This is a genomic window from Vallitalea maricola (genome assembly GCF_036985595.1).
GTDB classification, from domain to species: Bacteria; Bacillota; Clostridia; order Lachnospirales; family Vallitaleaceae; genus Vallitalea; species Vallitalea maricola.
On the sequence record NZ_BTPU01000067.1, the window covers coordinates 37,913 to 59,505 of the forward strand.

Consider the following 21,593-nt stretch of genomic DNA (forward strand, 5'->3'; position numbering starts at 1 on the left):
TTTTATATGGAGTATATGGCAATAAAACTATTAGTTAAGCCCTTTTGTATTATCAATAAAAAATACGGTTGTCCTTTGGTGTATCGGCTGATGGGTCATTGACTACTACACCTTTTGGTACTTCTATCTCATCTTTCAATAGGAAATCGTTGGTTTCTTCCATAAAATCGTCTAATTTTCTTCTCATCTTGGTTAATACCTTATCATATTTTTTATTACCTGCAAGATTCTCTTTTTCTTGTGGATCAAAAACTATATTAAATAGGTACTCATCCTTTATTTCATAGTTGTCAAATCCATTATCTATTAATAGTTGTTTTGGATTAGAATTATCAATATTTGCCAGCATTGGCTTCTTATAGTTATTGAACACTCTGATATATTTATACTCTTCTGTTCTTACACATCTCATAGGTTGATATGAGGCATGGTAATTAATTTCAGCATATACTTCGTCTCTGACTTTATCTTTTTCATTCATTACTACACTCTTTTGTGAGATTCCCTGTATGTATTCAGGTATTTCCAAGTTTAATAATTCACATATTGTTGGATATAGGTCTATTTGAGAAAACATAGAGTCCACCACTTTTCCATTCATTGGTGAATCAGGTACCCTAAGAGTTAAGGATACCCCCATTCCACTATCAAAAAGTGTACACTTCATAAATGGAGAAGGTAATCCGTGGTCTGTGGTAAATATTATTATTGTATCCTCATAAATACCTTTTTCCTTTACAGCATCTAAAACCATCTTAAAGCAGTCATCAGCTATTTTTACAGAGGTACAGTAATGAGCAAAATCTTCTCTGTTCATATTTGTATCTTTGAGCTTAGAAGGTACTTTAATGTAATCAGGTTCATATCCTTCTGTTATATCTTCTGGATATTTTCTATGTGTATTCCATAAGCCGAATGAAATGAAAAAATTACTATCTTCATTATAGTTAAGTATGTAGTCTGCAACTGCTTTGGCATTTTCCATATCATTGTCGTCACTGGCTGGTCCTAGAATGTCATCATATGGCAGAACATCATAATTCATGTTGTGCTGTTCTAATAATCCATGATTAGCTATATGTTCTGTACCGGCTATAGCTGTTCTGTAACCATTTTCTTTTAGATAGCTACCCAAATGTTTTGTATAATCATTCATCTTAAATCCATGATGGGATAAACCTATTAAACCGTTATTATGTGCATACATTCCAGATAATAGAGATCCCCTACTAGGGCTACAAGTAGGACTAGCACTGTAAGCCTGTCTGAATAATATTGATTCTCTTGCGAATTTCTCAATATTTTCTGTTGGAACTTTGTAGCCATATGGTGAAATGTATCTTCCTGAATCATGGGTGTTAAAATAAATAATGTTCATCTGCTATACCTCCTATTTTAGTTGAATTATGTTTGATTAGTTATTAGTATATTAACATATTCGATACTTACTTTCAATATGAAAATATATTCAGTTTATTATACATTAGTGAAAATCAATCAGCTCTAATATATAGTCTAGATTGATTTTTTTCAATGAATCCTATTATCTTGTAAATACTTTTGTCAGAAAATATGTAATTACAATAATTGGGGTAGCTACTAAAAACAGTACTATGTTTTTATCTGAAATTGCTACAGATAATACACTGAGCAGCATAATGATAGTTAACAATTTAAAGAATATGCTTAGACGATTTTTAGTATTATTTTCAGATGTATCTTCATTATCATTAAGATTATTTTTTGGTATAGACTCAATCAATTTAGTTTTATCGGATAGAGCTTGTAGAACAAATTCTTTCTTACATTTTTCACATTGATATACAATAGTTCCAGCATATAAATCTACATCTTGATTGAATACCATACCATCTAATTGACTTTTTGTTTTGCCTTTAAATTCTTTCACTGTTCTTTTTGTTATTTTTTGTATTTCCACAATATGGACATTTCTTCTTTTTAAAGATATTTTTTATATCTTTTAGTTTAAAATTGTATTCTATCCTTTCCATTTTCATCCACCTTTGACTCTTTTATACCCATGCTTATTTATTATAGCATGAAAACATATTCAATTCTTATTATCACTTTTACTATTAATTATAAATAATGTTTATTATGATTTAAATTAATATGATATAATTTGTATATAGCTTAGGAGGTGTATTGACATGTATAAAAAAAATATTTTTCATTACTGTTGCTATGTGCTTATTTTTTCTTTTGTTATCCTTTTATTAACTCCTTTTATAACATGTTTGATGTATATTAAGTCTGGTGAAGATGTAATAGGATTTGGTGTAATGACTGGCTTTATTGCAATAGCTGGTATGTTTGTAAGTTTTATGGGAGCATATACACTATATAGGCAAGAACATCCTCTAAAAAATAATGACAGTAATGATGACCAAGAATTTTAATGACTAATTTTATCTGCTAAAATAATATCCCCTGGGGAGTAAACCTCAGGGTAAAATTTTCAATACATGTACAAAAAAATATTAAAAAACATATTTATAAACATTTGTTTGATTCATTAATAATATAATAGTAAAAAGAGGTTTTATAATGATGAACAAACAAAAATTTATTGCTATATTTTTTTCTTTAGTTTTTCTTATAATAAGTATAATACAATTAATAATTGGCAATTACTTTCCAGCAATCCTACTTAGTTTTGCTTCGTTATGTTTTTTTATAGCTTATAAACTTTTTTAATGTTGTTTTTTCCTAATATCCCATCTACCAATAAACTCACCTTTTTAATTTCACCTTGAATAGAACCATATGGTTGTAAATCTTTGTTATAAATTATTCCAGAAGCAAATCTTTTATTTATAAATTTGAAATATAATATAATGAAATGGTGGTGTATATTTAAAATAAACACCTCTTAAATAAGATTTCTACACTCTTTAAATATTTTTTCATCTAACTGAACCATTGTTTAAAACATGTAGTTAAGTATTTTTGACATCTTTAACTAATAATTCTATTTTTTTTATTCTGATTGTTCGACAACCAATTATTTGATTTATATTAAAATTTGATTATATTAAGCACAATATTACTCTATTAAATGATAGGTTAAAGTAATTTTAAGTAATTAATATACATTTTGCTACATTTTATTGAATGTTACATTGCGCAACGTTATAATAATTCAGAAAGGATTTGATACTATATGTTACCTCAGAGATTAAAAATTTTAAGAAAACAAAATAATTGGACACAATTAGTTACAGCTACCAAACTAAATATCCCAAGAGGAACTTACGCACATTATGAAATAGGAAAACGACAGCCAGACTATGGTACTTTAAGTAACATAGCTGATTTATATAATGTTTCTATTGATTATCTGATAGGTAGAACTGATAATTGTACTCCAATAGGTCAAGCAAAAAAAACGAAAGGAATCGATGAACAAATCAATGATTTACTTAAACAACTTGAAGAGAATGACACATTAAACAATGAATCTCTTGACGAAGAAACTAAAAGGATTTTAATTAAAATGTTAAATACTACTAAAGAAATAGTACAAAATACTAATAAACGAAATAATAATAGATTTATTTAGAATAAATATTAACTTATTTTATTTAATACATAGTACTATTAACTAAATATGAAAAAGCAGTTGGGTTATTAATCCACTGCTATTTTCATTACTAGAAATTAGTGATATATAAAAGATAAAAAATCTCTAATATAATATAAAATTGTCATTAAATGTATATTTTCCATATAAGTAATATGTTATAATTGAGTTAAGAAATTAGCTTATATTAAATTCATAAAACAGTATTATTATTTAGAAGGTATTTGAAAGGATTAATATTATGACTATATCACTGAAATCAAGAACAAAAGAGCATGTTAAAATTTATTGGGATAAAACACAGGATGAAGAAATTCAAAAATTATTCCCATTTAGTATAAAGTCTTTAGAAGAATCATTAAAATTATACGAAGAAACACTTAAAGAAGGGGCTTCAAGCTATGGAAAGGTTATTTATTGTAATGAAAAGTACATAGGGGATATCTGGTGTTATTGTATTGATGAAACTGATGAGAAAATGGCAATGTTAAGTATTGTAATCTTTGAAAAGGGTTTATGGGGAAAAGGCATTGCAACGGAAACCACTAAATTTTTTACCCAAGATGTTTTTAATAAATATAAGATAGATAAAATTGGAGCTTTTACCTACTCTTTCAATTATAGGTCACGGGGTTTGTTACAAAAATCTGGATTCTCTGAAATTGAAACATTTGTGGAAGATGGAATTGAGTCCGTTTATTATGAGTTAGTCATACCAAAAGCAAAATAATTATATTTTTTTAAAAGAAGGAATAAATCAATGAGAAATCCAAAGCAAATATTAGGTTTAGTTTTATTAGGTGTAATAATATTATTAACAAGTTATTTTTGTTATTTTGAATTTATCTATAGATCTGACTTAGTAACTTATTTTAATATTGATGCCCAAGATGTTACTAGTATTTGTATAATAGAGAATAAAATAGGTAATGGACAATTTGATGAAAATACACTAGACAAATATGAAATAGATTCTAAAGGAGAAATTATTAGAATAATAGATCAACTAGGAAACTTTACTGTTAAACAAAAAGTCTATAAACAATTTAAGTTTAATCATGGCTTATCTGTATCTGAAAAATATGATACTCTTACTAATTATATGATAATATTGGATTTACCTAATAATCATTATAATTTTCATATAAGTGGTGGTAGATGTATAAGTGCTAAAATGTTGAGCAAAGAAAAATCTTCAAAAGGCAGTATCCTTTTTGAAATTGTAGGTGAACCTTTTGATTTTTTTAATACCCTTCATAAAAAATAATGCTTAGTATAAATTATCATTATACAATTTAAGAGGGTAAATTTGATAATAACAAAATACAACTTCTAGTCAGTAAATATCTAACTAGAAATTGTATTTAATAATATTATTACTATTCTTTTTTATTTGTTTATCAGTTGGTTCATATAATTTATTTTTAATTTGAATCAGAATGTGAAATGTAGTTCATTATTTATATATTAATTATCTTCAACTTAAAATTTATTCGTTCCATTTTATTAGTGTAGGATAAGGATCTAGAATAGTTCGGTATTGCTGAATATTCCCATACTTACCCTCAGGATCTAATTTTAAATATCTTTTATATTTTTCTTGTCTCAAAGCTTCAGTAGACCATCCATAATGTTTTAAACGTATACTACATTGACATCCCTTTAGTCTATACAAATTACTTGGGAATCTTCCACAGTGCTGTGGTGTATTAATCCATTCATAATTAAAATTGGATTGATATCGCACTAGAAATGTTCGAAAATAATGATGAGCATGCCAATAAGCATCTTCTCTATAATAATCATTATTCCATAAATCGTACAATCTAAAATTATAATAATCAAAAGCGTCTTGATTTATTAAGTCTTGAATAACACTTACTATTTTATTTTCAAAGATTTCATCTGCATCTAAACATAATATCCAGTCAGGATTTGTACTTGTTGCCATATTCCATAATTTTGTTCTCACAGATATTTCGTTGTGAAACATTGATGTTTTATTTAAAGAAATCTGTAGTGGTATATTACTAAGTATTCCTTTACAAATATCAACTGTATTATCATCACTTGCATCATCTAAGATAACAGCATAATCTATATATTGTGATGCATGAGATAATACGTTCTCAAGAAATTTTCCAGCTTCATTTCGTACTAACATAGCTAACGTTATTTTATTATTGGTTACTTTACTTACTCTGCATTTACTTTCAAGAACATCTTTAATTGTATCACCTAGCAGGCTGGTACCTTTATCGTTATAGAAAAATAATGAATCTACTAACCAAATTTGCTGATACATTCTTAGGATTATTTTACAACTGTATTTACGAATACTATCAGCATTTTTAGTTTTAATAACAAAGTGAACATTGATATTAGCAGTATCATTATTAATATCTTCAATAGTTACAGAATTTGGTTCAGCACTACACCTAACTTTATTATTTTTTAAGTAATCAAGAATTTCATTATGCAATTTAGTATTTTTCGATATATTTCTAGGAGATAAATATTTAAATCCTTCAAAGCCTGTAGCAATTCTATAATCACAACTTAAATAGTCTTTTATAAAATTCTTGGCAATATTAATCACTTCAGTTTTTTGAGATAATAATACTCTATCTATTTTTTCTCTAAAATTCTCTTTATAGTGTACTAACCCTTCTAATTCACTCTCTCTATAAATATGATAAGCAGGATAGTTTGTATCTACATATAAATCAAAACCTAATGCAACTGCTTTTATTGAAAAGTGACGATCTTCCCCCCAAAATGATATGTTATATAGTTCATTATAATTTACCCCTGCAGCAATTGCTTTTTTACTTATTAATGTACATGCACCAAGTCCACCTACCTTGTAGACTCCTGGTACTTTAAGCTTTTCTAAAATCTCTTGAGCCTCATTATTTGCAATATCTTTCTGTTTAGTAAATGCATATTGATCATACATCCAAACTTGAGGTAACGCTTTCGAATCAGGTGTCCATTTGGTCCAAAATATTTCTGAAATAATATCTTTACCTGTAGAGATTAATTGCTTAAGTGTTTCAGTATGAAGATATAGATCAGAATCAATTAAAAATAAATAATCATAGTTGTGTTTATTACAATAATTGAGCATGCCATTTTTATAAGCTGCTACTTTTTTTATTAACTCATTATTCCATTGATGATTGATTGATGTGCATTGATAGTTTCCATAATGCACGCCACCATCTATTATGACTTCACAATTATCATTAGTCTTACTTATATTCTCTTTAAATTCATTAAGTAATTTGGAGGATTCTTTCAAATCATTATCATCAACAAAGTAAAAATCCAAAAGAATATTTTTACGATTAAGACCTTTCAAAGAAGCTAAAAACTCTTTTAGTATTTTAGGTTTTTGACGTATTGGACTTCCAATTAATACTTTAATCATGTTTAATATCCTTTCTAACCTATTTCCCTATATAGTATTTCTGCACCAAATAAATCAAAAGCATCTAATTCTTTTATTGAACGTAAGACTTCTTTTACAGCCATCTTTTTAAATCCAGTTTTGTAATAGAGTTTTGCAAGATATAGAAGTACATATCTAGACTCAATCATATTTAATATTTCTAAAAGTGTCTCAAACAGTTCAAATTCTTGAACCTTTAATAGTTCCTCAAATATAATCAGTGTATAAGATAATATTTCTTTGCTGTCTTCACTTTTTATACAAAGAGTTTCCTTCCCAATATATATGTTATACAATTGATTATAAATAGAGTAAACTGTTTCAGTAGACACATCCTTTATTTTATCAAGAATATTTCGTATATTATTTGATTGTTGAATGAGACGAATAATAAATATATATTTTAAAGCATCTATAGTTATATCATTATATTCCGTTAGACTAGACATTATGTTAAGTGCTTCTTTATATTTCTTTTGATAAAATAAGGTTTTACCAAGTAAAAAGAGGATACTATAGTTGTTAGGTTCCATCTCCTTAGCTTTTTCTAAATAACCTAATGCTAGATCGTACAAGCCTTCGTTTATAAGCAGTTTAGAAATTAGTAACAGATTTGGGAGATATTCTAAATTAATATAAGAAGTTAATTTATAGGTTACAAATTGTTTATTTTCATATTGTTTGTTTAGGATAGATGCTATTTTAGACATAGGTAGTTCAATGTTATAGGCATAGGTTAACATCTTTTCATAATAAGAATAAGCCTTTTCATAATCTTCAAATTGATAGTATATATCTCCTAATGCTTGTAAAGGTCTAACCGTATTGGCACCATTAATAAACTCTAATTCTATTGGTGGACTAACAATTTTAAGGCAGCTATTAAATGCATCAATAGCAAGTGTAAATCTTTTTAGTTTCATATATATCCATCCACGGATTAGCTCAAGGTCTACAAATTTTTCATATATTTTAAGCCCCTCTTCTATCCCTTGTAGTGCATCACTATATCTACCTAATTCATCAAGACACATTATTCGTCTAATTATAAGTTTTGAATAATATCCAGACGTAGTGACAACCTTTGCATAAACTTTATTATATAGTTCTAAAGCTTTTTCTTTTTTATCCATGGCATAATATTCATTTCCTAGATTAAATATATGAAAAGGATTATGGGGATCATTTTCTAATGCCTTTTCAATTATTGTTATATTTCTTTTTCTTTTATTTTTGTCTTTCGCTACATCAGTTAAGTAGCCATAGTGATATATCTTAATATCTTCTGATGAACAATTGTTGTAATCCATTTTTCCTTCAATAGGTGTAATTTGTTCGTGGATTGCACCACGAAACTTATATTTTTTATTATTCTTAAGCAGCCTTAGATTTAAATTAGTTATAATATTATTATTTTTAATTTTACCAGCATAGCTTAACGTCTTAAAATAATGAGCATCTTTTGAAGACGTGTTGACTAGTTGTATAAATTTAGAGTAATCTTCCTTAGCAAATTCATCATCACCATCCATAAGTAAAATCCAGTCTTTACTAGCGTATTTTAATGAGAAATTTCTTGCATTACTAAAATTATTATCCCAAGTATAATGAAGTATTTTTGCACCAAATTTCTTTGCAATGTCTACAGTACTATCTATAGAACCTGTATCAACGATAATCATTTCATCTACTAATTCTTTAACACTTTCTAGACATTTTACAAGATATTTCTCTTCATTTTTAACAATCATGCATAAGCTAACTGTCTTATTTCTATTCATACTACTGACACATGGATTTCAAATTCTTAATAAGAAACCCATGTGTTGACACCACCTTTTTCTATTTTTAAATATTTCTATAACTTACCAAGCAGTAAGAATTTGAGAAGAGCGGCTTTCGTCACATAATTTCTTTCTGCATTATACATGTGAATTATAATAGGCACTAAACGAACAAGCAGCACCACTTGTCTCATAAAATAACCTAGTATATTGCATAAATTTTTCTGCAACCAAAACTGCTTTTTCACCTGAACTAATTGCAACTTGAGCTCTATCATCCATAAAATAACTATCTGTTGTAGTAGGACTAATTTGTAAATTCACAGATATTGTATTATCTCCTGTATTAAAAATATAGAATGAGTACATACTTTGTTCTGATGTATTAAATTCTAGTATACCTGCTGAATCAACAACATCCTCTAACTCAATTGATGATTCAGTAAAAAGTCTTGAACCTAGTTGTATATTTAATTCTTCTGCTGTTACTGTTACTGTTCCAAATACTGTTACACTATCTGTTGCACCTGATAAATCTCTTATGTCTAGGTTTTCCGCTGTTACTGTTACTGTTCCAAACACTGTTACACTATCTGTTGCACCTGATAAATCTCTTATATCTAGGTTCTCTGCTGTTACTGTTACTGTTCCAAATACTGTTACACTATCTGTTGCACCTGATAAATCTCTTATATCTAGATTCTCTGCTGTTACTGTTACTGTTCCAAATACTGTTACACTATCTGTTGCACCTGATAAATCTCTTATATCTAAATTCTCAGCTGTTACTGTTACTGTTCCAGGGATTACCACTTGTAATTTACCAGTATCATCTGTAAGAAGTTTTCTAGTATTAGAACTTTCATCTACACCATTTACCATTACTTGCAACTCACTGGCTGTACCATTAAACACTAAATTATTAGGCATACTTTTCACCTCCTTTCAATGCAACCAAACATGTCTTATATTTGTGCCTGATACCATATCTTAACTTTTGAAAAGTTGTTATGCTCTTTTATTTTTAACATAATTCTCGTATATTTTGCATACATTCTAGGAATTAGCCCCATAATTTCTCCTGGATTTAGGATAATATTGTTATTTTCACTAAAGAAATTCTTACAATCTGGACTTATTTGAATAGTTGCTTCTATCTTAGAACACCCTAAATTCTTTATAATATAAGTTACTGTTTTTGTTAAAGAAGTATTTCTTGGTTCGGAATGATATTTATTGAGACCATTTAACAATATAACTTCTTCTTCATTAATAAACTTTGTAGATGTTTCACAGATATCTAGCAATATATATTTGATGATTATCTCAGGTTGACAAGGTAATTTATCAAGAACTTGAACATAATCTTTTTTGCTTTCATTATTTTTTATAATAACCCCTTTATTGCAAACTTCATTATTATGCCATTTCTTTGCAATAGCTGTTATATCAAATATTTGTCTTCCTACATGGTTATTTGTTCCCTTTTCAATTAAACAAGCACTTAATGAAGTTTTATAAAACCAAACTACAGAATCATCCAACCAATCATCAAGAAAACTATAGCACGCAAAATGATTCTTACTATGTTTGCTCGTATAGTAATAATTAAATTTTAATATGGCTTCTGTAATAATTGAAGATTCAGGAAGTTGAAAATTAGAACATCGTAGCCATAACCTATAAATATGATCGGAATCATATTTACCAATATACATTGGAAAGCTTTCACTTGTCCTATTTTGGTTTAATTCGATTTGTTTCATATATAATTGTGGTTGAATTACGTGTTCATTCAACATAAATTCTCCTACATTCATAATATATTCTTCTCTATATACTATGATAAATTTTTCAAAAGGTGATACTAGTGATAGTTAATATAAATCATCATCTTGTTGATAAAAAAATACAATTTCTAGTCATTTAATATCTGATTAAAAATTGTATCTAACAATAATATGTATCTATTCTTTTTTTATATTTCCAATGTGATCCATATAATAATCATCTCCTTACTATATATCCTTATGCTTCTAGTTACGATAAATTATATCTTTTTAGTTTTGATTAACTAACATATCATACTATAAATGGTGAAATTATATATTTTGAAGAGAATAGTTTCTAGTTTCAATGGTAGAATTAATTCTTAAATATAAAAGATTTTCTTAATCAAGCTTTATCCTAAAAAATTGATATTTACCATTATTCGTGTTACAATATTTTAAATATTAGGAGGTGTTTTAATGACTGGTACTTTCATAGCCTTATTCTGTGGTATTATTGGGGCAGTTTTATGTTTTCTAGCCTACAATCAAACTAAAAAGAATAATAAATAAGTGTCCTGATTGGACATTTTTTGTTAACATCATAACCTGCTCTCCAGATAGCCAACAGAGTATTAATTGTATCGTCATTCTAAATATATGCTACCGATTATCACATTAGGCAAAGTATTTAGTTCATATTCTCCTACTCATTGTAATATAGCATTCTTTCCTTTAGTGTTTTTTACCCTCTATTATCTTTAAAAACAACCAGTTTTTCTACCTATAATTCTATAACTAAATCTTTATAAATCTGTTTAATTCCATAGTCTATATTATATCTTATTTTATTTCTGACTCTAGTAAAACCTTATTCTACAAAAACAATCTTTCTTGACAAAATGCATGATTTATGGGATGGAAATTCATAAATTAATGTTAATTACTTTTTGATAATATTTTATTTATAGATTAATTATTAAATAATAACTTTTATTATTCATAATGCACTATATTGGTGGCTTGTCTAAAGCTATTGATTTTTCACAATAAAAAGCAGGTATCTATTTTTTAGAGCTTTATAATATATAAATACTTGAATAATAACTTCTTTCATTCTGTAGTTTTAAAATATATTTATACTATAAATAAGAAAATACAATTTCTAGTCAGTTAATACCTAACCAGAAATTGTATTAATAATAATATGTATCTATTCTTTTTTTATTTGTTTACCAGTGTGGTCCATATAATAATCGTCTCTAATGATTAATTCTGATATAGGAACAATTTCATAGCCTTTTTCTTTTAAAGCATCTAATATTGGTCTTAATGCTTCTGGTGTATATTTAGCATCGTTATGGAAAAGTATTATGGAACCATTTGATAAGTGTTTATTTTGAACAACTGTTTTTATTTCGTGGTCTACCCCATATTCCTTCCAATCTAAACTATCCTCGCTAGTTATAAAATGACAAAAGTATTTTTATAAAGAGAATACTATTCGTATTCCCTCTAAACTAAGCATTATCTTAAGTACTCTTTAACTTTAAACCATATTATTTATTACTAATAAGATACTATTATGATATTTAAAAATCTCCATATAAATCTTGAATATTTATATTAGTATCTCCTTTGATAAGGCAATATAAAAATCTTGAAAACATTTCTGCTTTTTTAGTAGATAATATACGTCCTCCTTTATCATGGGCTATTTCAATGATAGCATTCCAATTTTCTGACTTAATTATTTCTATAAGTTCTTTTTCTAAAGCAACTACATATTTCTCTATTTCAATATCCTTGAACTCTTTAACAAGTTTTTCTATTTCATCATAATCTGCACTCATATTGAAATAGCAATCAAAAAAATATTCGATTGTCTTCATTGTTTACCTCCTCATATCTATTTAACTACTGGAAAAGACGTAATAATTCTAAATCCCAGTTCTTGAGTTGCATCTTTTACTAATACAACTTTTGATTTAGTTAAATTATATATTACAGTTTTTTTATCAGATAAAACCCCTTTTCCTATTGGGTTATTGTGTATAACTTCAAATGTTTTTTTAGCTTTATTAGAATTTGATAACCAGTCTGCAATTTCATCAGCATTTTTTCTTAAATTTTCCTGTACAGCTTTTATTGCAGTACTCTTATTTATAAAGCTTGTTGCAGCCTCCACGTTTTCTTTAATAGCTCTTTTAATAAGTTCTTGATTAGTTCTTGATACATGCTTCTTTAAAGTATGTCCACCAGCTGATTCCATTATATCAAGAATATCATTACCTACTTTTCTAATTGAATTAGCTAGCTTCTTACTACTTTTAATACCATCAATGATCTCATCTGTCTTATCAATATTTTTAATTAAATCACTAGATTTATTAACTCCTTTTACTAATGTACCAACTTCATCAGTATACTTTAGAGCCCCAACAAATGGTAATAATGCTGCCATATCTAATGCAGTTTGTCCAACATGTCCCCAAGACCATTCCCATTTATGGAAATCACATACTATATCTCTTATATCCATTGGTACATCTAAGCCTAAGATACCCAACCCTATCTGACCACCTGTACCTAATAGAGTAACTTCATCTGTATAATTCCCCTTAATTATTTGTTCACCTGAACGTTTTAAGTAATCAAGCACGCCTTTTTTTGGTTTATTATTAGAATAATCTATATCATCCCAAGTTGGCCAATCTCCTCTTGTTTCAAGATATGTCTTTGTATCGTATGTATAATACATATAGGGATCAGGTTGGAGATAATCGTTTACAATGACAAAATTACTATTATTATCATTATAATAGGGTAAAGGTTCATTATTAACTTTTTCATTAGAGTTAGTAAAAAAATCAACTAAATGTTTTATCCCAGATTTTAATTTGTTACTGAACCGTTCAAAAAAGCTTTCTTCTTTTTTCATAATTGGTAAGGGTGTATTGGGATCATTAGTATAATAATTATCAGTAATTTCTAGTGAAAGCTCATTAAATTCTAACTCAAGTTTAATTTCAGTTTCATGATATACCTTTCCTGTTTCCTTTAAGAAATCACCAGTTTTATATAACTGTGATTCAATACTATCTAGGTCTTTATAAAGTTTTTTTAATTCATAGTCTATATTATGTCTATATTTTATGTCTGAATCTAGCGAATTACTTATTCTAAAAAGACAATCCTTTGTATTTTCTATTCTAGAAGCCATACTCTTCAATTGACTTTCTTTTTGGGTTAATTCTTCTGATTTAATAGAAATAGTATGCATTTCATCACTCCTTTATATTAGCATAAGCATTTAAGTAATTCTAGAATTAATATAAACTAAAATAAATTATATCTTATAAAGAATATGATAAGTATAACTTATAAAAATTTCAACAAATCCTGACGAAATGCACGATTTATGGGATGAAATGCATAAATCAATGATTTTTATTACTTTTTGGTAATATTTAATGATTGGATTAATTATTAAATATTAGTATTAAAACATATTCTATTGTGGCTTGTCCAAAGCAGTTGACTTACCAAAATAAAAAGCTACTACCATAAGTATTACGCTATAAGATTTATCTGCATCAATACTACCAGTAATGCTTAATACGATAAATAATATAACAACTAATATAGCTATTATTTTTCTTACCTCTAATAATGAAGTTAATTTTTCTTTCATTATAAACACACCTTTCTTATAACAATTTTTCTAGATTATATTTTTTAACCAGGTAATGCTCCATTCTATCCAAGAAAACCATTAATTGCTCTTCAGTCACTATGTTCTTAGCCCCTTTACCGTCATTAACTCCTTCAATCCTGAACTTATTCCACGCATCTCTAGCCCAAGTTGAAACATCTTCTGTATTAAAACAATCTAGATAATATTTACCGTAGCGTTGTTGATAACGCTTCTGTAGAACCTCCGATATTCTACTCCTATCTATTATGATTTTGCCTACATAGACACCTTCTACATATTTACCGTTTTTATAACACCCTAGTATGTTAACTATTTTGTCAAAATCTTCTTTTTTTACGGTTTGACAACCTGTACTATTAGCCCATGTATCACTGTCATTAACACTTCTATTATGTAGATTAATACCACTAGAAATACTTTTATATTCTATATAATCTTTACTGTTTCGGATTACTGGTACACTTTCCCCTCCCTTTTCCAGTTCAAAAGCTTTTATGCGTTTACTTCCATGTAACTTAGTAAACAATGAATATATTCCTGCACAGACAGTAGGAGTTTTAGATCCACTATTAAACCTACCCATTGTATCCATTGGAATGTCAGGCAATGTGCTTGCGTTTTTAGTAAGAAATATTAATTCTCCATTCTTAAATATTCCTAACGCTGCACCCATTCTTCCTAGTGGATGTAATTTTATCGCCAAACTATTTGGTTTTCCTTCATAATCTCCAGTCCTTCTGCCAAGATTGTAACAAACTTTTCTTGTTTTAATTTCGGGAATTTTACTAAATATGAATTATATAATTCTATGATTGCTTTCATCAAAACACCCTTTCTAATTTATAGCCATAAAAATAGCCAGTAACGTATTAATTAATGCTACCAGCCATGCTATGTACTCTCTATAATTCTTTTTGTTATCATTTCTATTTTCTAAGCTTTGTAACCTATTATCAAACTTATCTATTTTATCTCTTAATCCGTTATAATCTCTAATAAGCGTTTTAGTTTCTGTCATTTCCTTAGTCAAATCACCTATTTCTTTTGTTACTTTGGCTAATGCTTCATAAAATTCTTTTTGACTTACAGATTCGCTCATTAGTTACCTCCTTCTGTTTCTTTAGATAAGTTTAATAACATATTATATTCTTCTTCTGAAATAATCTCTAAAGCCCATTCTTTAGGTACATTCACAGGAAATCTCTCTTCCAGTCCTTCGTTCCTATAAAGTTTATTCCAGTAGTATACATTCGCCAATACTCTCGCCTTATGCATTATACATATATAGGTCGCTCGTTTATTTGCAGTTCCAAATTTATCGTAGTTGTATGCACTGCACCAAGCACAGCCTGTAGCTATTGGACAATTAAAGCATTCATCTGTTGACTGGCTTCTTCTCGTAATGCATTTTAAACATTCTAAATTTTTCTTTTGTTCTTCACTTTCACCTATACCACTAACTATGTCACCTATTGTTATTGGTTCTTCCTTTTCTAAACAAAATTTCATATATCTAAGGCAAGGATATATAATACCTTCACCATCTATTGCTAACATTTTACCAGTGCCACCACACCAATTTTGATTATCTTCTGGTGACATGGCATATCCTATATCTGGGTCAAACAATGTACATGTATGTTTAGTGTATAATTTAGTACTAATCATATAATCAGCTAGTTCTTTTAATTCATGATAAAATATTTTTGCATGACTAACATTCCAACCTTCTTCAAATATACAATTAGAAAATATACTTATTACACCAATACTGAATAAGTGTAAAATTGCTTCCTTAAGGTAAGAGATATTCTCAGGAGCTAATGTTAACTTAGTAGATGCATACGGAAACCTCTTCAACTCTGCAAGAAATGCTTTTTCTACAATATCGTAACTTCCTGCCCCATTAGGGAATAGTCTGCATTTATCATGCAATTCTTTATTACCGTCTATTGTGATACTTAGACTCAACCTTTCCTGATATTTTTTTATGAATGCTTGGACATCTGGTTCAAAGTACAATGTTCCATTGGTTGATATTGATATCATATGGTGTAAAGCCCATCTGTGGTTAAGCTTCAAAGCCTTATACCTAAAATAATCAACTATGTATTCCATCAATTCTATTTCCAATAATGGTTCTCCACCTATAAAATCAAGTACTATTGCTTGCGCATTCGTTCCTGATATATTATTACCTTTCATATCTTCATTAAATAATGTATCGATGGTCTGCCTAGCTATATCCTTAGTCATGGGTCTATCTTCATTTTTTTTGTATTCATAACAATATGTACATCTTAGGTTGCATTGTTCTGTGACTACAAATGTTATAACTTTAACAGCAATATCTGTACCACATTTTTCTGGATACATTTGATGAAATGCGTCCTGATAATTTGGTAAGTATTTTTGTATCATTTACAAGCCTCCTTTATATAGAGGGTGTTACAATTAAATTCTACCTGTGCCTGATATTTGTTTGATGTAAATTCAGGTGCATACTGTAAACATAATTCATTAAGTGCCAAATTGAATATATTAGAAGCTTTTATGTACTGATTCTTAATGGATTGGAACATTTTTGCATCAAATTTATCATCTAGATCGCTAACAATCGTTTTGATTAATGATTGTAATCCTGTCATCTCATAATATAATTTTTGTATGTATATAGACTGATTCTCTTTAATCTCTATTGATTTTACTGTTTTCATTATAATTCCTCCTTATATTTTGTTTTTAATAGAGTAGAGCACTCTATTATCTCATCCATATAAGCATCTGGGCGAGATAGATATATGTTTAATAGTTGCCTATAATATACTGCTTCTATCTCCGAGTCATTGATAGGTTTATCATTAATACAAGCTCTAAGCATTCCGATTTTTTTGCTAATTTCTATATCATCTTTTTCTAATTCTCTACTTATGCTCAAAAAGTCAACAACGAAATCAAGATTAAAATTATACAATGGTTGAATTTTACTTATTATTGGAATCAATAAAGCCTTTATTTCATCTATAGATTTATCCTTTAGTATAATATATTTAGAAGTTACAGTAAGAATATTTCTCTTTATCTTTGTTTTTTCTATCTTAGATAAAATATCCAACTTTTCTCTTAATTTATTTATGTTTTCATTTGAAATTGCATTATTTTGTTGTATGTCTATTAATATATCTGATTCTATTAATAAAATACTTGTATCACTCATCTATATCCCTTCCTTCTTGCATTTAATTACTGCTTCTGCAAACACCTGTACACCCTCCGGAACAACTACCACTGCAACTACCACCTACTCTTGTACAATTGCCTGAACACCCATTTCTACAGTTACCACCACAATTTGCCGTACATCCACCACTACAACCACTACATGAACTACTGCATCCACCACTACAACCGCTGCAACTTGTACACCCACCACTACAATTATTAGAACAGGAACTGCCACAACCAGAACATCCAGAACATCCTCCTGAACAGCTACTACAACCAGAGCATCCTGTACAGCTTGAACAACCACCCGAGCAACTACCTGTACAGGTAGTTGTACATGCTGATACGCACATACCAGTACAAGCACTATTGCAATCATTTCCTGACCTAGCCCCTCTTGGCTGAGCTTCAAATACTGTCTGTTTAGCATCAAGAACAGTCATTTCCTGTATAATACCATCCGCTTGTTTTGATGGTATTCCAGAAGGATTAATTTTACTCTGTAGGTCTCTAATCTTAGAATAATGCTCTACATCAAGCGTTTTATCTTTAGATGGCTGCTCACTATAATCGTACTGACTTTCACCATAACTTGTTAAACTTCCGTACCCATTTCTACGTTTCATTTCCGCCTTTACCCTATTCTTCAGTACAATAAAATCATTGGCATTGTAAGGATTTTCTTTTTCAAAAGACAAACTTCATCACTCCCTATATACTAAAAACGCCAAGTGCTGTTAATGTTACAGATATACTATCTAAACATACTTCAAATGCACTTGATTGTTTTAATAGTGTTAATTGTATTTTTAATTCGTTATCAGCTGCTTTGGGTCCCTGATACTCAAAAGGAATATAAAAGCTTTTGTATGTACTAGTATCCTTAAATTCATTAGCTTTTACGTTCCTACTTCCAATAACTGAATATGACTCTCCGTTCTTCTTACTAACCTCAACTTTAATTACATCAGTATTTAGTGACTTATTGGCACTTTTTAGTCTTACTATTAGTGTGTATTTGTTAAATCTCAATTTATTAATTAAAATGTATGCTAAGGTAATATTTGAACTTGTAGAAGTATCAGCATAACAGCATTTATTATCCCAGCAAAGATTATCTGTTTTTTTACTACCTACTAACTCTATAGAAGATGCTTCTATGTGAAAACTGCTTACTTCTAACTGTTGACTTACCTGTGTCGCTGTATCTTGAATAAGTTGTTTGACTTCTGCTAATGCACCTTCAACATTATTGGATTCAAAATTATTGCCTGTATCAGTTATATTTATCATAGATGCAGAGTGATTATCAGGATGTATGTAGTTATTTGCATTTCCTTCTATCCCTGCTAACTTATCCTTTTCCTCCAAACTATAATCCTCAGTACTCAGCCCTTTCCCACTAACCTTAACAACTCTATTATTAACCTTATCATTAACCTGTTTCACAGCCTTGGAACTAGCAGCGACCTCACTACTATCTGAAGCAATACTATCACTAATCCCTCTATTAACTTGTGCCCCTTCTTCAATCCCTGCTAACTTATTCTTTTCATCTGTACTATAATTCTCATCACTAAGTCCCTTACCCTCAACCTTACTAACTTTACTCTCAACATCTTTCTTAGAAGCAAATATTAGACTCTCATCAATAGCAGCTGTAACATTCTCTGCTTGACCTACAATAACAACAACATCAATATTCTTCTCAACAATATCTGTACCAGCTACAGGAATATACTCAGCATTACTTCTTGCATTTGCATAGCAATATAATATTTCTCCTTCGTCAGGATCCTCTGCAAAAACTCCAATCTCTCTGAAATAAAATCCTTCTTGCAGCTCTTTATTAGTAATAATAGTTCTAATAGTGACTTGATTCCCATTCCTACGTATATTGCTTATATTCAAGACATGTAATGTATTCTTAAGATCATTCATATCCAAGATTGAACTACTGCCAATCTCACCGTCACCAATCTTCACATTAGTATAATTAAGGGTAACTCCTGTCTGTGCCTTAACCTGTAGGTTTCTACCCTTATTAGTTAGTATAAGACCTCCAAAACTCAAAATACCACCTTCTTTCAATTAACTTGATGTAACACCATGAAGTCACCAGTATGTACAATAGCTCCAATAGTTAAACTCATATTGTTGGTTTTACGGATGATGATGTTATTTAAGTGAGACCTGCTATTCTTAACACTATTTAATGCCAGTTGAAAATCATTAGCCTTAGTGTTGGTTACGTCAGCATTAGTTGTTACAACATTAAAAGTATAAGGCTCACCATTATATTCAAACCATTCTTCAATATAACCATCACCAAAAACAGTAGTTATCAATTCCTCTACACTAGAAGGTGTACCCTTTTTCTTATGCCATCTTATAGAATTCCTATTCAGTTCTATTTTCTTACTAATCTCCAAACTAGTATCATAAAAATCAACATGATATTGCCAAGCAAGATAATCAAGCATTTCATCATCCAACGATTCCATATTTTGTATGTAACTCAACATGGGTATAACAGAATTGATGTCTTTTATCTCTTCATCTAATGCTTTACACATTGTTACAACATTCTTATCTTCTCTCAGATGGTTAGGTAAAAGGTTCAAAAGTGACACTTGGGATAGATTAATCATCTTCAAAACCTCCAAATTTGATATTTACATTATTATCTATAGCAACTTGGTCATTAGCAATAACCTTATATACAGGTGAATTCACTTCCACTCTAAGAGCACCCTCATTAATAACATTTGCTATCAATCTGGAAGGATTGATATTAAGACCTAACTTACTCTTTTGCCACTTGATATAATCAGCTATTGCATCATTGACCTTAGAACTAATTTCATCCTTTTGAGCACTATTACTATTATGAATATAATAAGTTACATCTAGATCATAATTAATTACCCTTGGTGTAGTTACAATAACCTTATCTGTTAATGGTCTTATTCTCTTATCATTACAGATGCTATAGACTTTCGAAATGACTTCCTCACTTGGCAGCACTCCATTATTAAGCAGTGGTTTAATAGTAACCTCTCCTGGGTTAACTGAATAAACAGCAACATCAATAATATTTGCATCAGCTGTCTTAGCCCAATACTTATAACCACCTTCAGGACCTGCTGTACTAAAACTCTCTGGTGAATTTCTTATCCTATCTCTATAGATATCATCAGATTCAACCTCATTACCACCACCAGATATCGTTGTATTAGATACGCTTCTGAAATATGGGAAACCATCAACAATGTTGTTTATCTGTCCCACCAAGAAGTCATTACCAATGGTACCTTTGCTAAGACAAGTAGCTTTTACCTCTACAAAAGTGCTACCAGGTTCTATGATAACCTCTTCATCAGTTGCAAAAAAAAGAGAACCATCAGGAGTTACCCTAGTTCCCTTTTTGATTATTACTCTAATATCTAGAATCTTACTAATGGCAAACTTCAATATAGTTGCAGCAGCTGTAGCTTCCGACCGAATAACATTGGAAAACTTACCTAACTCATCTAAGCTATTACCCTGGGCAAATCTAAGAAGGTTAGCTTTACAGGCTTGGTCTATTACAACTCTTTGCTGTATAATAATATTAGCTAGAGTTAAGAGAAATTGTTTCCTTGGGTCACCGGGATATAATTTTTCTCCACTAATCTTTTCAAACAATCCTATAATGTTATCAATAATATCTTGCGGATCCTTATTAACAAAATCAAACATTGATATCTAACCTCACTCTCGGTACTAGTACACCGTCTTTTCCTTCATCATACACAATATCTACAACTTTTACTCTTGGCTCATTATCATTAATCAGATCAATTATCTCAGATGTAAGAATAGCCTTAGCAACCTCACTAGTTTTATCAATAGCAGTACCAGTCAACCCTTGTCCTCTATTAAGTGGAACAGTTGATTTTAATGTCCTTAAGAGATTACTTACATTCTGTATAATCTCTTCCTTGGTTGATGGGTCAAAATTAATTTCTCTTGTATTACTTGTTACTTCAATCATAAT

The 21,593-nt window shown here is 29.1% G+C and carries 24 protein-coding genes; 4 read left to right on the forward strand and 20 right to left on the reverse strand.

Annotated elements, in window-relative coordinates; genetic code table 11:
* Positions 1-52: 52 nt before the first annotated feature.
* Positions 53-1,378, reverse strand: coding sequence for a sulfatase family protein (locus tag AACQ14_RS17880; protein WP_339364948.1), 1,326 nt, complete (start codon positions 1,376-1,378; stop codon positions 53-55).
* Between the two features lie 165 nt (positions 1,379-1,543).
* The gene (locus tag AACQ14_RS17885) at positions 1,544-1,909 is read right to left on the reverse strand and encodes a hypothetical protein (RefSeq protein ID WP_339364949.1); all 366 of its coding nucleotides are present in this window, start codon (positions 1,907-1,909) and stop codon (positions 1,544-1,546) included.
* Positions 1,910-2,171: 262 nt separating this feature from the next.
* On the opposite strand from AACQ14_RS17885, the gene AACQ14_RS17890 reads away from it, so the two are divergent.
* The 4 genes from AACQ14_RS17890 (at position 2,172) to AACQ14_RS17905 (ending at position 4,871) form a co-directional block, all read left to right on the forward strand.
* Entirely contained in the window at positions 2,172-2,420 is a 249-nt protein-coding gene (locus AACQ14_RS17890) for a hypothetical protein (protein ID WP_339364950.1), read from the forward strand.
* Between the two features lie 764 nt (positions 2,421-3,184).
* Positions 3,185-3,583: a helix-turn-helix domain-containing protein gene (locus AACQ14_RS17895; protein WP_339364951.1), complete on the forward strand. Its 399-nt coding sequence runs from the start codon at positions 3,185-3,187 to the stop codon at positions 3,581-3,583.
* Between the two features lie 262 nt (positions 3,584-3,845).
* Positions 3,846-4,334, forward strand: coding sequence for a GNAT family N-acetyltransferase (locus tag AACQ14_RS17900; RefSeq protein ID WP_339364952.1), 489 nt, complete (start codon positions 3,846-3,848; stop codon positions 4,332-4,334).
* A 30-nt stretch (positions 4,335-4,364) separates the two neighbouring features.
* Positions 4,365-4,871 carry a hypothetical protein gene (locus AACQ14_RS17905; protein ID WP_339364953.1) on the forward strand — a complete coding sequence of 169 codons (507 nt, stop codon included), beginning with the start codon at positions 4,365-4,367 and terminating at the stop codon, positions 4,869-4,871.
* Between the two features lie 222 nt (positions 4,872-5,093).
* Here the strand turns inward: AACQ14_RS17905 and AACQ14_RS17910 are convergent, their stop codons facing one another.
* The 18 genes from AACQ14_RS17910 to AACQ14_RS17995 form a co-directional block, all read right to left on the reverse strand.
* Positions 5,094-7,037, reverse strand: a complete 1,944-nt coding sequence (locus AACQ14_RS17910; protein WP_339364954.1) for a glycosyltransferase family 2 protein — start codon at positions 7,035-7,037, stop codon at positions 5,094-5,096.
* Between the two features lie 14 nt (positions 7,038-7,051).
* Complete coding sequence (locus AACQ14_RS17915) at positions 7,052-8,839, reverse strand: tetratricopeptide repeat-containing glycosyltransferase family 2 protein (protein ID WP_339364955.1); 1,788 nt, start codon at positions 8,837-8,839, stop codon at positions 7,052-7,054.
* A gap of 141 nt (positions 8,840-8,980) precedes the next feature.
* Positions 8,981-9,772 (reverse strand): DUF6385 domain-containing protein, encoded by a 792-nt coding sequence (locus tag AACQ14_RS17920; protein WP_339364956.1) that lies wholly within the window; start codon positions 9,770-9,772, stop codon positions 8,981-8,983.
* A 35-nt stretch (positions 9,773-9,807) separates the two neighbouring features.
* The gene (locus AACQ14_RS17925) at positions 9,808-10,641 is read right to left on the reverse strand and encodes a DUF6385 domain-containing protein (protein ID WP_339364957.1); all 834 of its coding nucleotides are present in this window, start codon (positions 10,639-10,641) and stop codon (positions 9,808-9,810) included.
* Between the two features lie 1,562 nt (positions 10,642-12,203).
* Positions 12,204-12,503, reverse strand: coding sequence for a hypothetical protein (locus AACQ14_RS17930; protein ID WP_339364958.1), 300 nt, complete (start codon positions 12,501-12,503; stop codon positions 12,204-12,206).
* Positions 12,504-12,520: 17 nt separating this feature from the next.
* Positions 12,521-13,894: an RNase A-like domain-containing protein gene (locus tag AACQ14_RS17935; RefSeq protein WP_339364959.1), complete on the reverse strand. Its 1,374-nt coding sequence runs from the start codon at positions 13,892-13,894 to the stop codon at positions 12,521-12,523.
* A gap of 231 nt (positions 13,895-14,125) precedes the next feature.
* The gene (locus tag AACQ14_RS17940; protein ID WP_339364960.1) at positions 14,126-14,305 is read right to left on the reverse strand and encodes a hypothetical protein; all 180 of its coding nucleotides are present in this window, start codon (positions 14,303-14,305) and stop codon (positions 14,126-14,128) included.
* A 16-nt stretch (positions 14,306-14,321) separates the two neighbouring features.
* Positions 14,322-15,032 (reverse strand): hypothetical protein, encoded by a 711-nt coding sequence (locus tag AACQ14_RS17945; protein ID WP_339364961.1) that lies wholly within the window; start codon positions 15,030-15,032, stop codon positions 14,322-14,324.
* The gene (locus tag AACQ14_RS17950; protein WP_339364962.1) at positions 15,023-15,151 is read right to left on the reverse strand and encodes a hypothetical protein; all 129 of its coding nucleotides are present in this window, start codon (positions 15,149-15,151) and stop codon (positions 15,023-15,025) included. Before AACQ14_RS17950 ends, AACQ14_RS17945 begins: the two co-directional genes overlap by 10 nt.
* Before the next feature lie 13 nt (positions 15,152-15,164).
* Positions 15,165-15,428: a hypothetical protein gene (locus tag AACQ14_RS17955; protein ID WP_339364963.1), complete on the reverse strand. Its 264-nt coding sequence runs from the start codon at positions 15,426-15,428 to the stop codon at positions 15,165-15,167.
* Positions 15,428-16,750: a radical SAM peptide maturase, CXXX-repeat target family gene (locus AACQ14_RS17960; RefSeq protein WP_339364964.1), complete on the reverse strand. Its 1,323-nt coding sequence runs from the start codon at positions 16,748-16,750 to the stop codon at positions 15,428-15,430. Before AACQ14_RS17960 ends, AACQ14_RS17955 begins: the two co-directional genes overlap by 1 nt.
* Positions 16,747-17,046, reverse strand: a complete 300-nt coding sequence (locus AACQ14_RS17965; RefSeq protein WP_339364965.1) for a hypothetical protein — start codon at positions 17,044-17,046, stop codon at positions 16,747-16,749. Before AACQ14_RS17965 ends, AACQ14_RS17960 begins: the two co-directional genes overlap by 4 nt.
* Positions 17,046-17,546 carry a hypothetical protein gene (locus AACQ14_RS17970; RefSeq protein ID WP_339364966.1) on the reverse strand — a complete coding sequence of 167 codons (501 nt, stop codon included), beginning with the start codon at positions 17,544-17,546 and terminating at the stop codon, positions 17,046-17,048. The genes AACQ14_RS17965 and AACQ14_RS17970 overlap by 1 nt, the downstream gene beginning before the upstream one ends.
* Before the next feature lie 22 nt (positions 17,547-17,568).
* Positions 17,569-18,252 carry a hypothetical protein gene (locus AACQ14_RS17975; RefSeq protein WP_339364967.1) on the reverse strand — a complete coding sequence of 228 codons (684 nt, stop codon included), beginning with the start codon at positions 18,250-18,252 and terminating at the stop codon, positions 17,569-17,571.
* Between the two features lie 13 nt (positions 18,253-18,265).
* Complete coding sequence (locus tag AACQ14_RS17980; protein ID WP_339364968.1) at positions 18,266-19,627, reverse strand: phage tail-collar fiber domain-containing protein; 1,362 nt, start codon at positions 19,625-19,627, stop codon at positions 18,266-18,268.
* 14 nt (positions 19,628-19,641) lie between these two features.
* Positions 19,642-20,205 carry a phage tail protein I gene (locus AACQ14_RS17985; protein ID WP_339364969.1) on the reverse strand — a complete coding sequence of 188 codons (564 nt, stop codon included), beginning with the start codon at positions 20,203-20,205 and terminating at the stop codon, positions 19,642-19,644.
* Positions 20,198-21,295 carry a baseplate assembly protein gene (locus AACQ14_RS17990; protein ID WP_339364970.1) on the reverse strand — a complete coding sequence of 366 codons (1,098 nt, stop codon included), beginning with the start codon at positions 21,293-21,295 and terminating at the stop codon, positions 20,198-20,200. The genes AACQ14_RS17985 and AACQ14_RS17990 overlap by 8 nt, the downstream gene beginning before the upstream one ends.
* Positions 21,288-21,590 (reverse strand): hypothetical protein, encoded by a 303-nt coding sequence (locus tag AACQ14_RS17995; RefSeq protein ID WP_339364971.1) that lies wholly within the window; start codon positions 21,588-21,590, stop codon positions 21,288-21,290. The genes AACQ14_RS17990 and AACQ14_RS17995 overlap by 8 nt, the downstream gene beginning before the upstream one ends.
* Between the last annotated feature and the right edge of the window lie 3 nt (positions 21,591-21,593).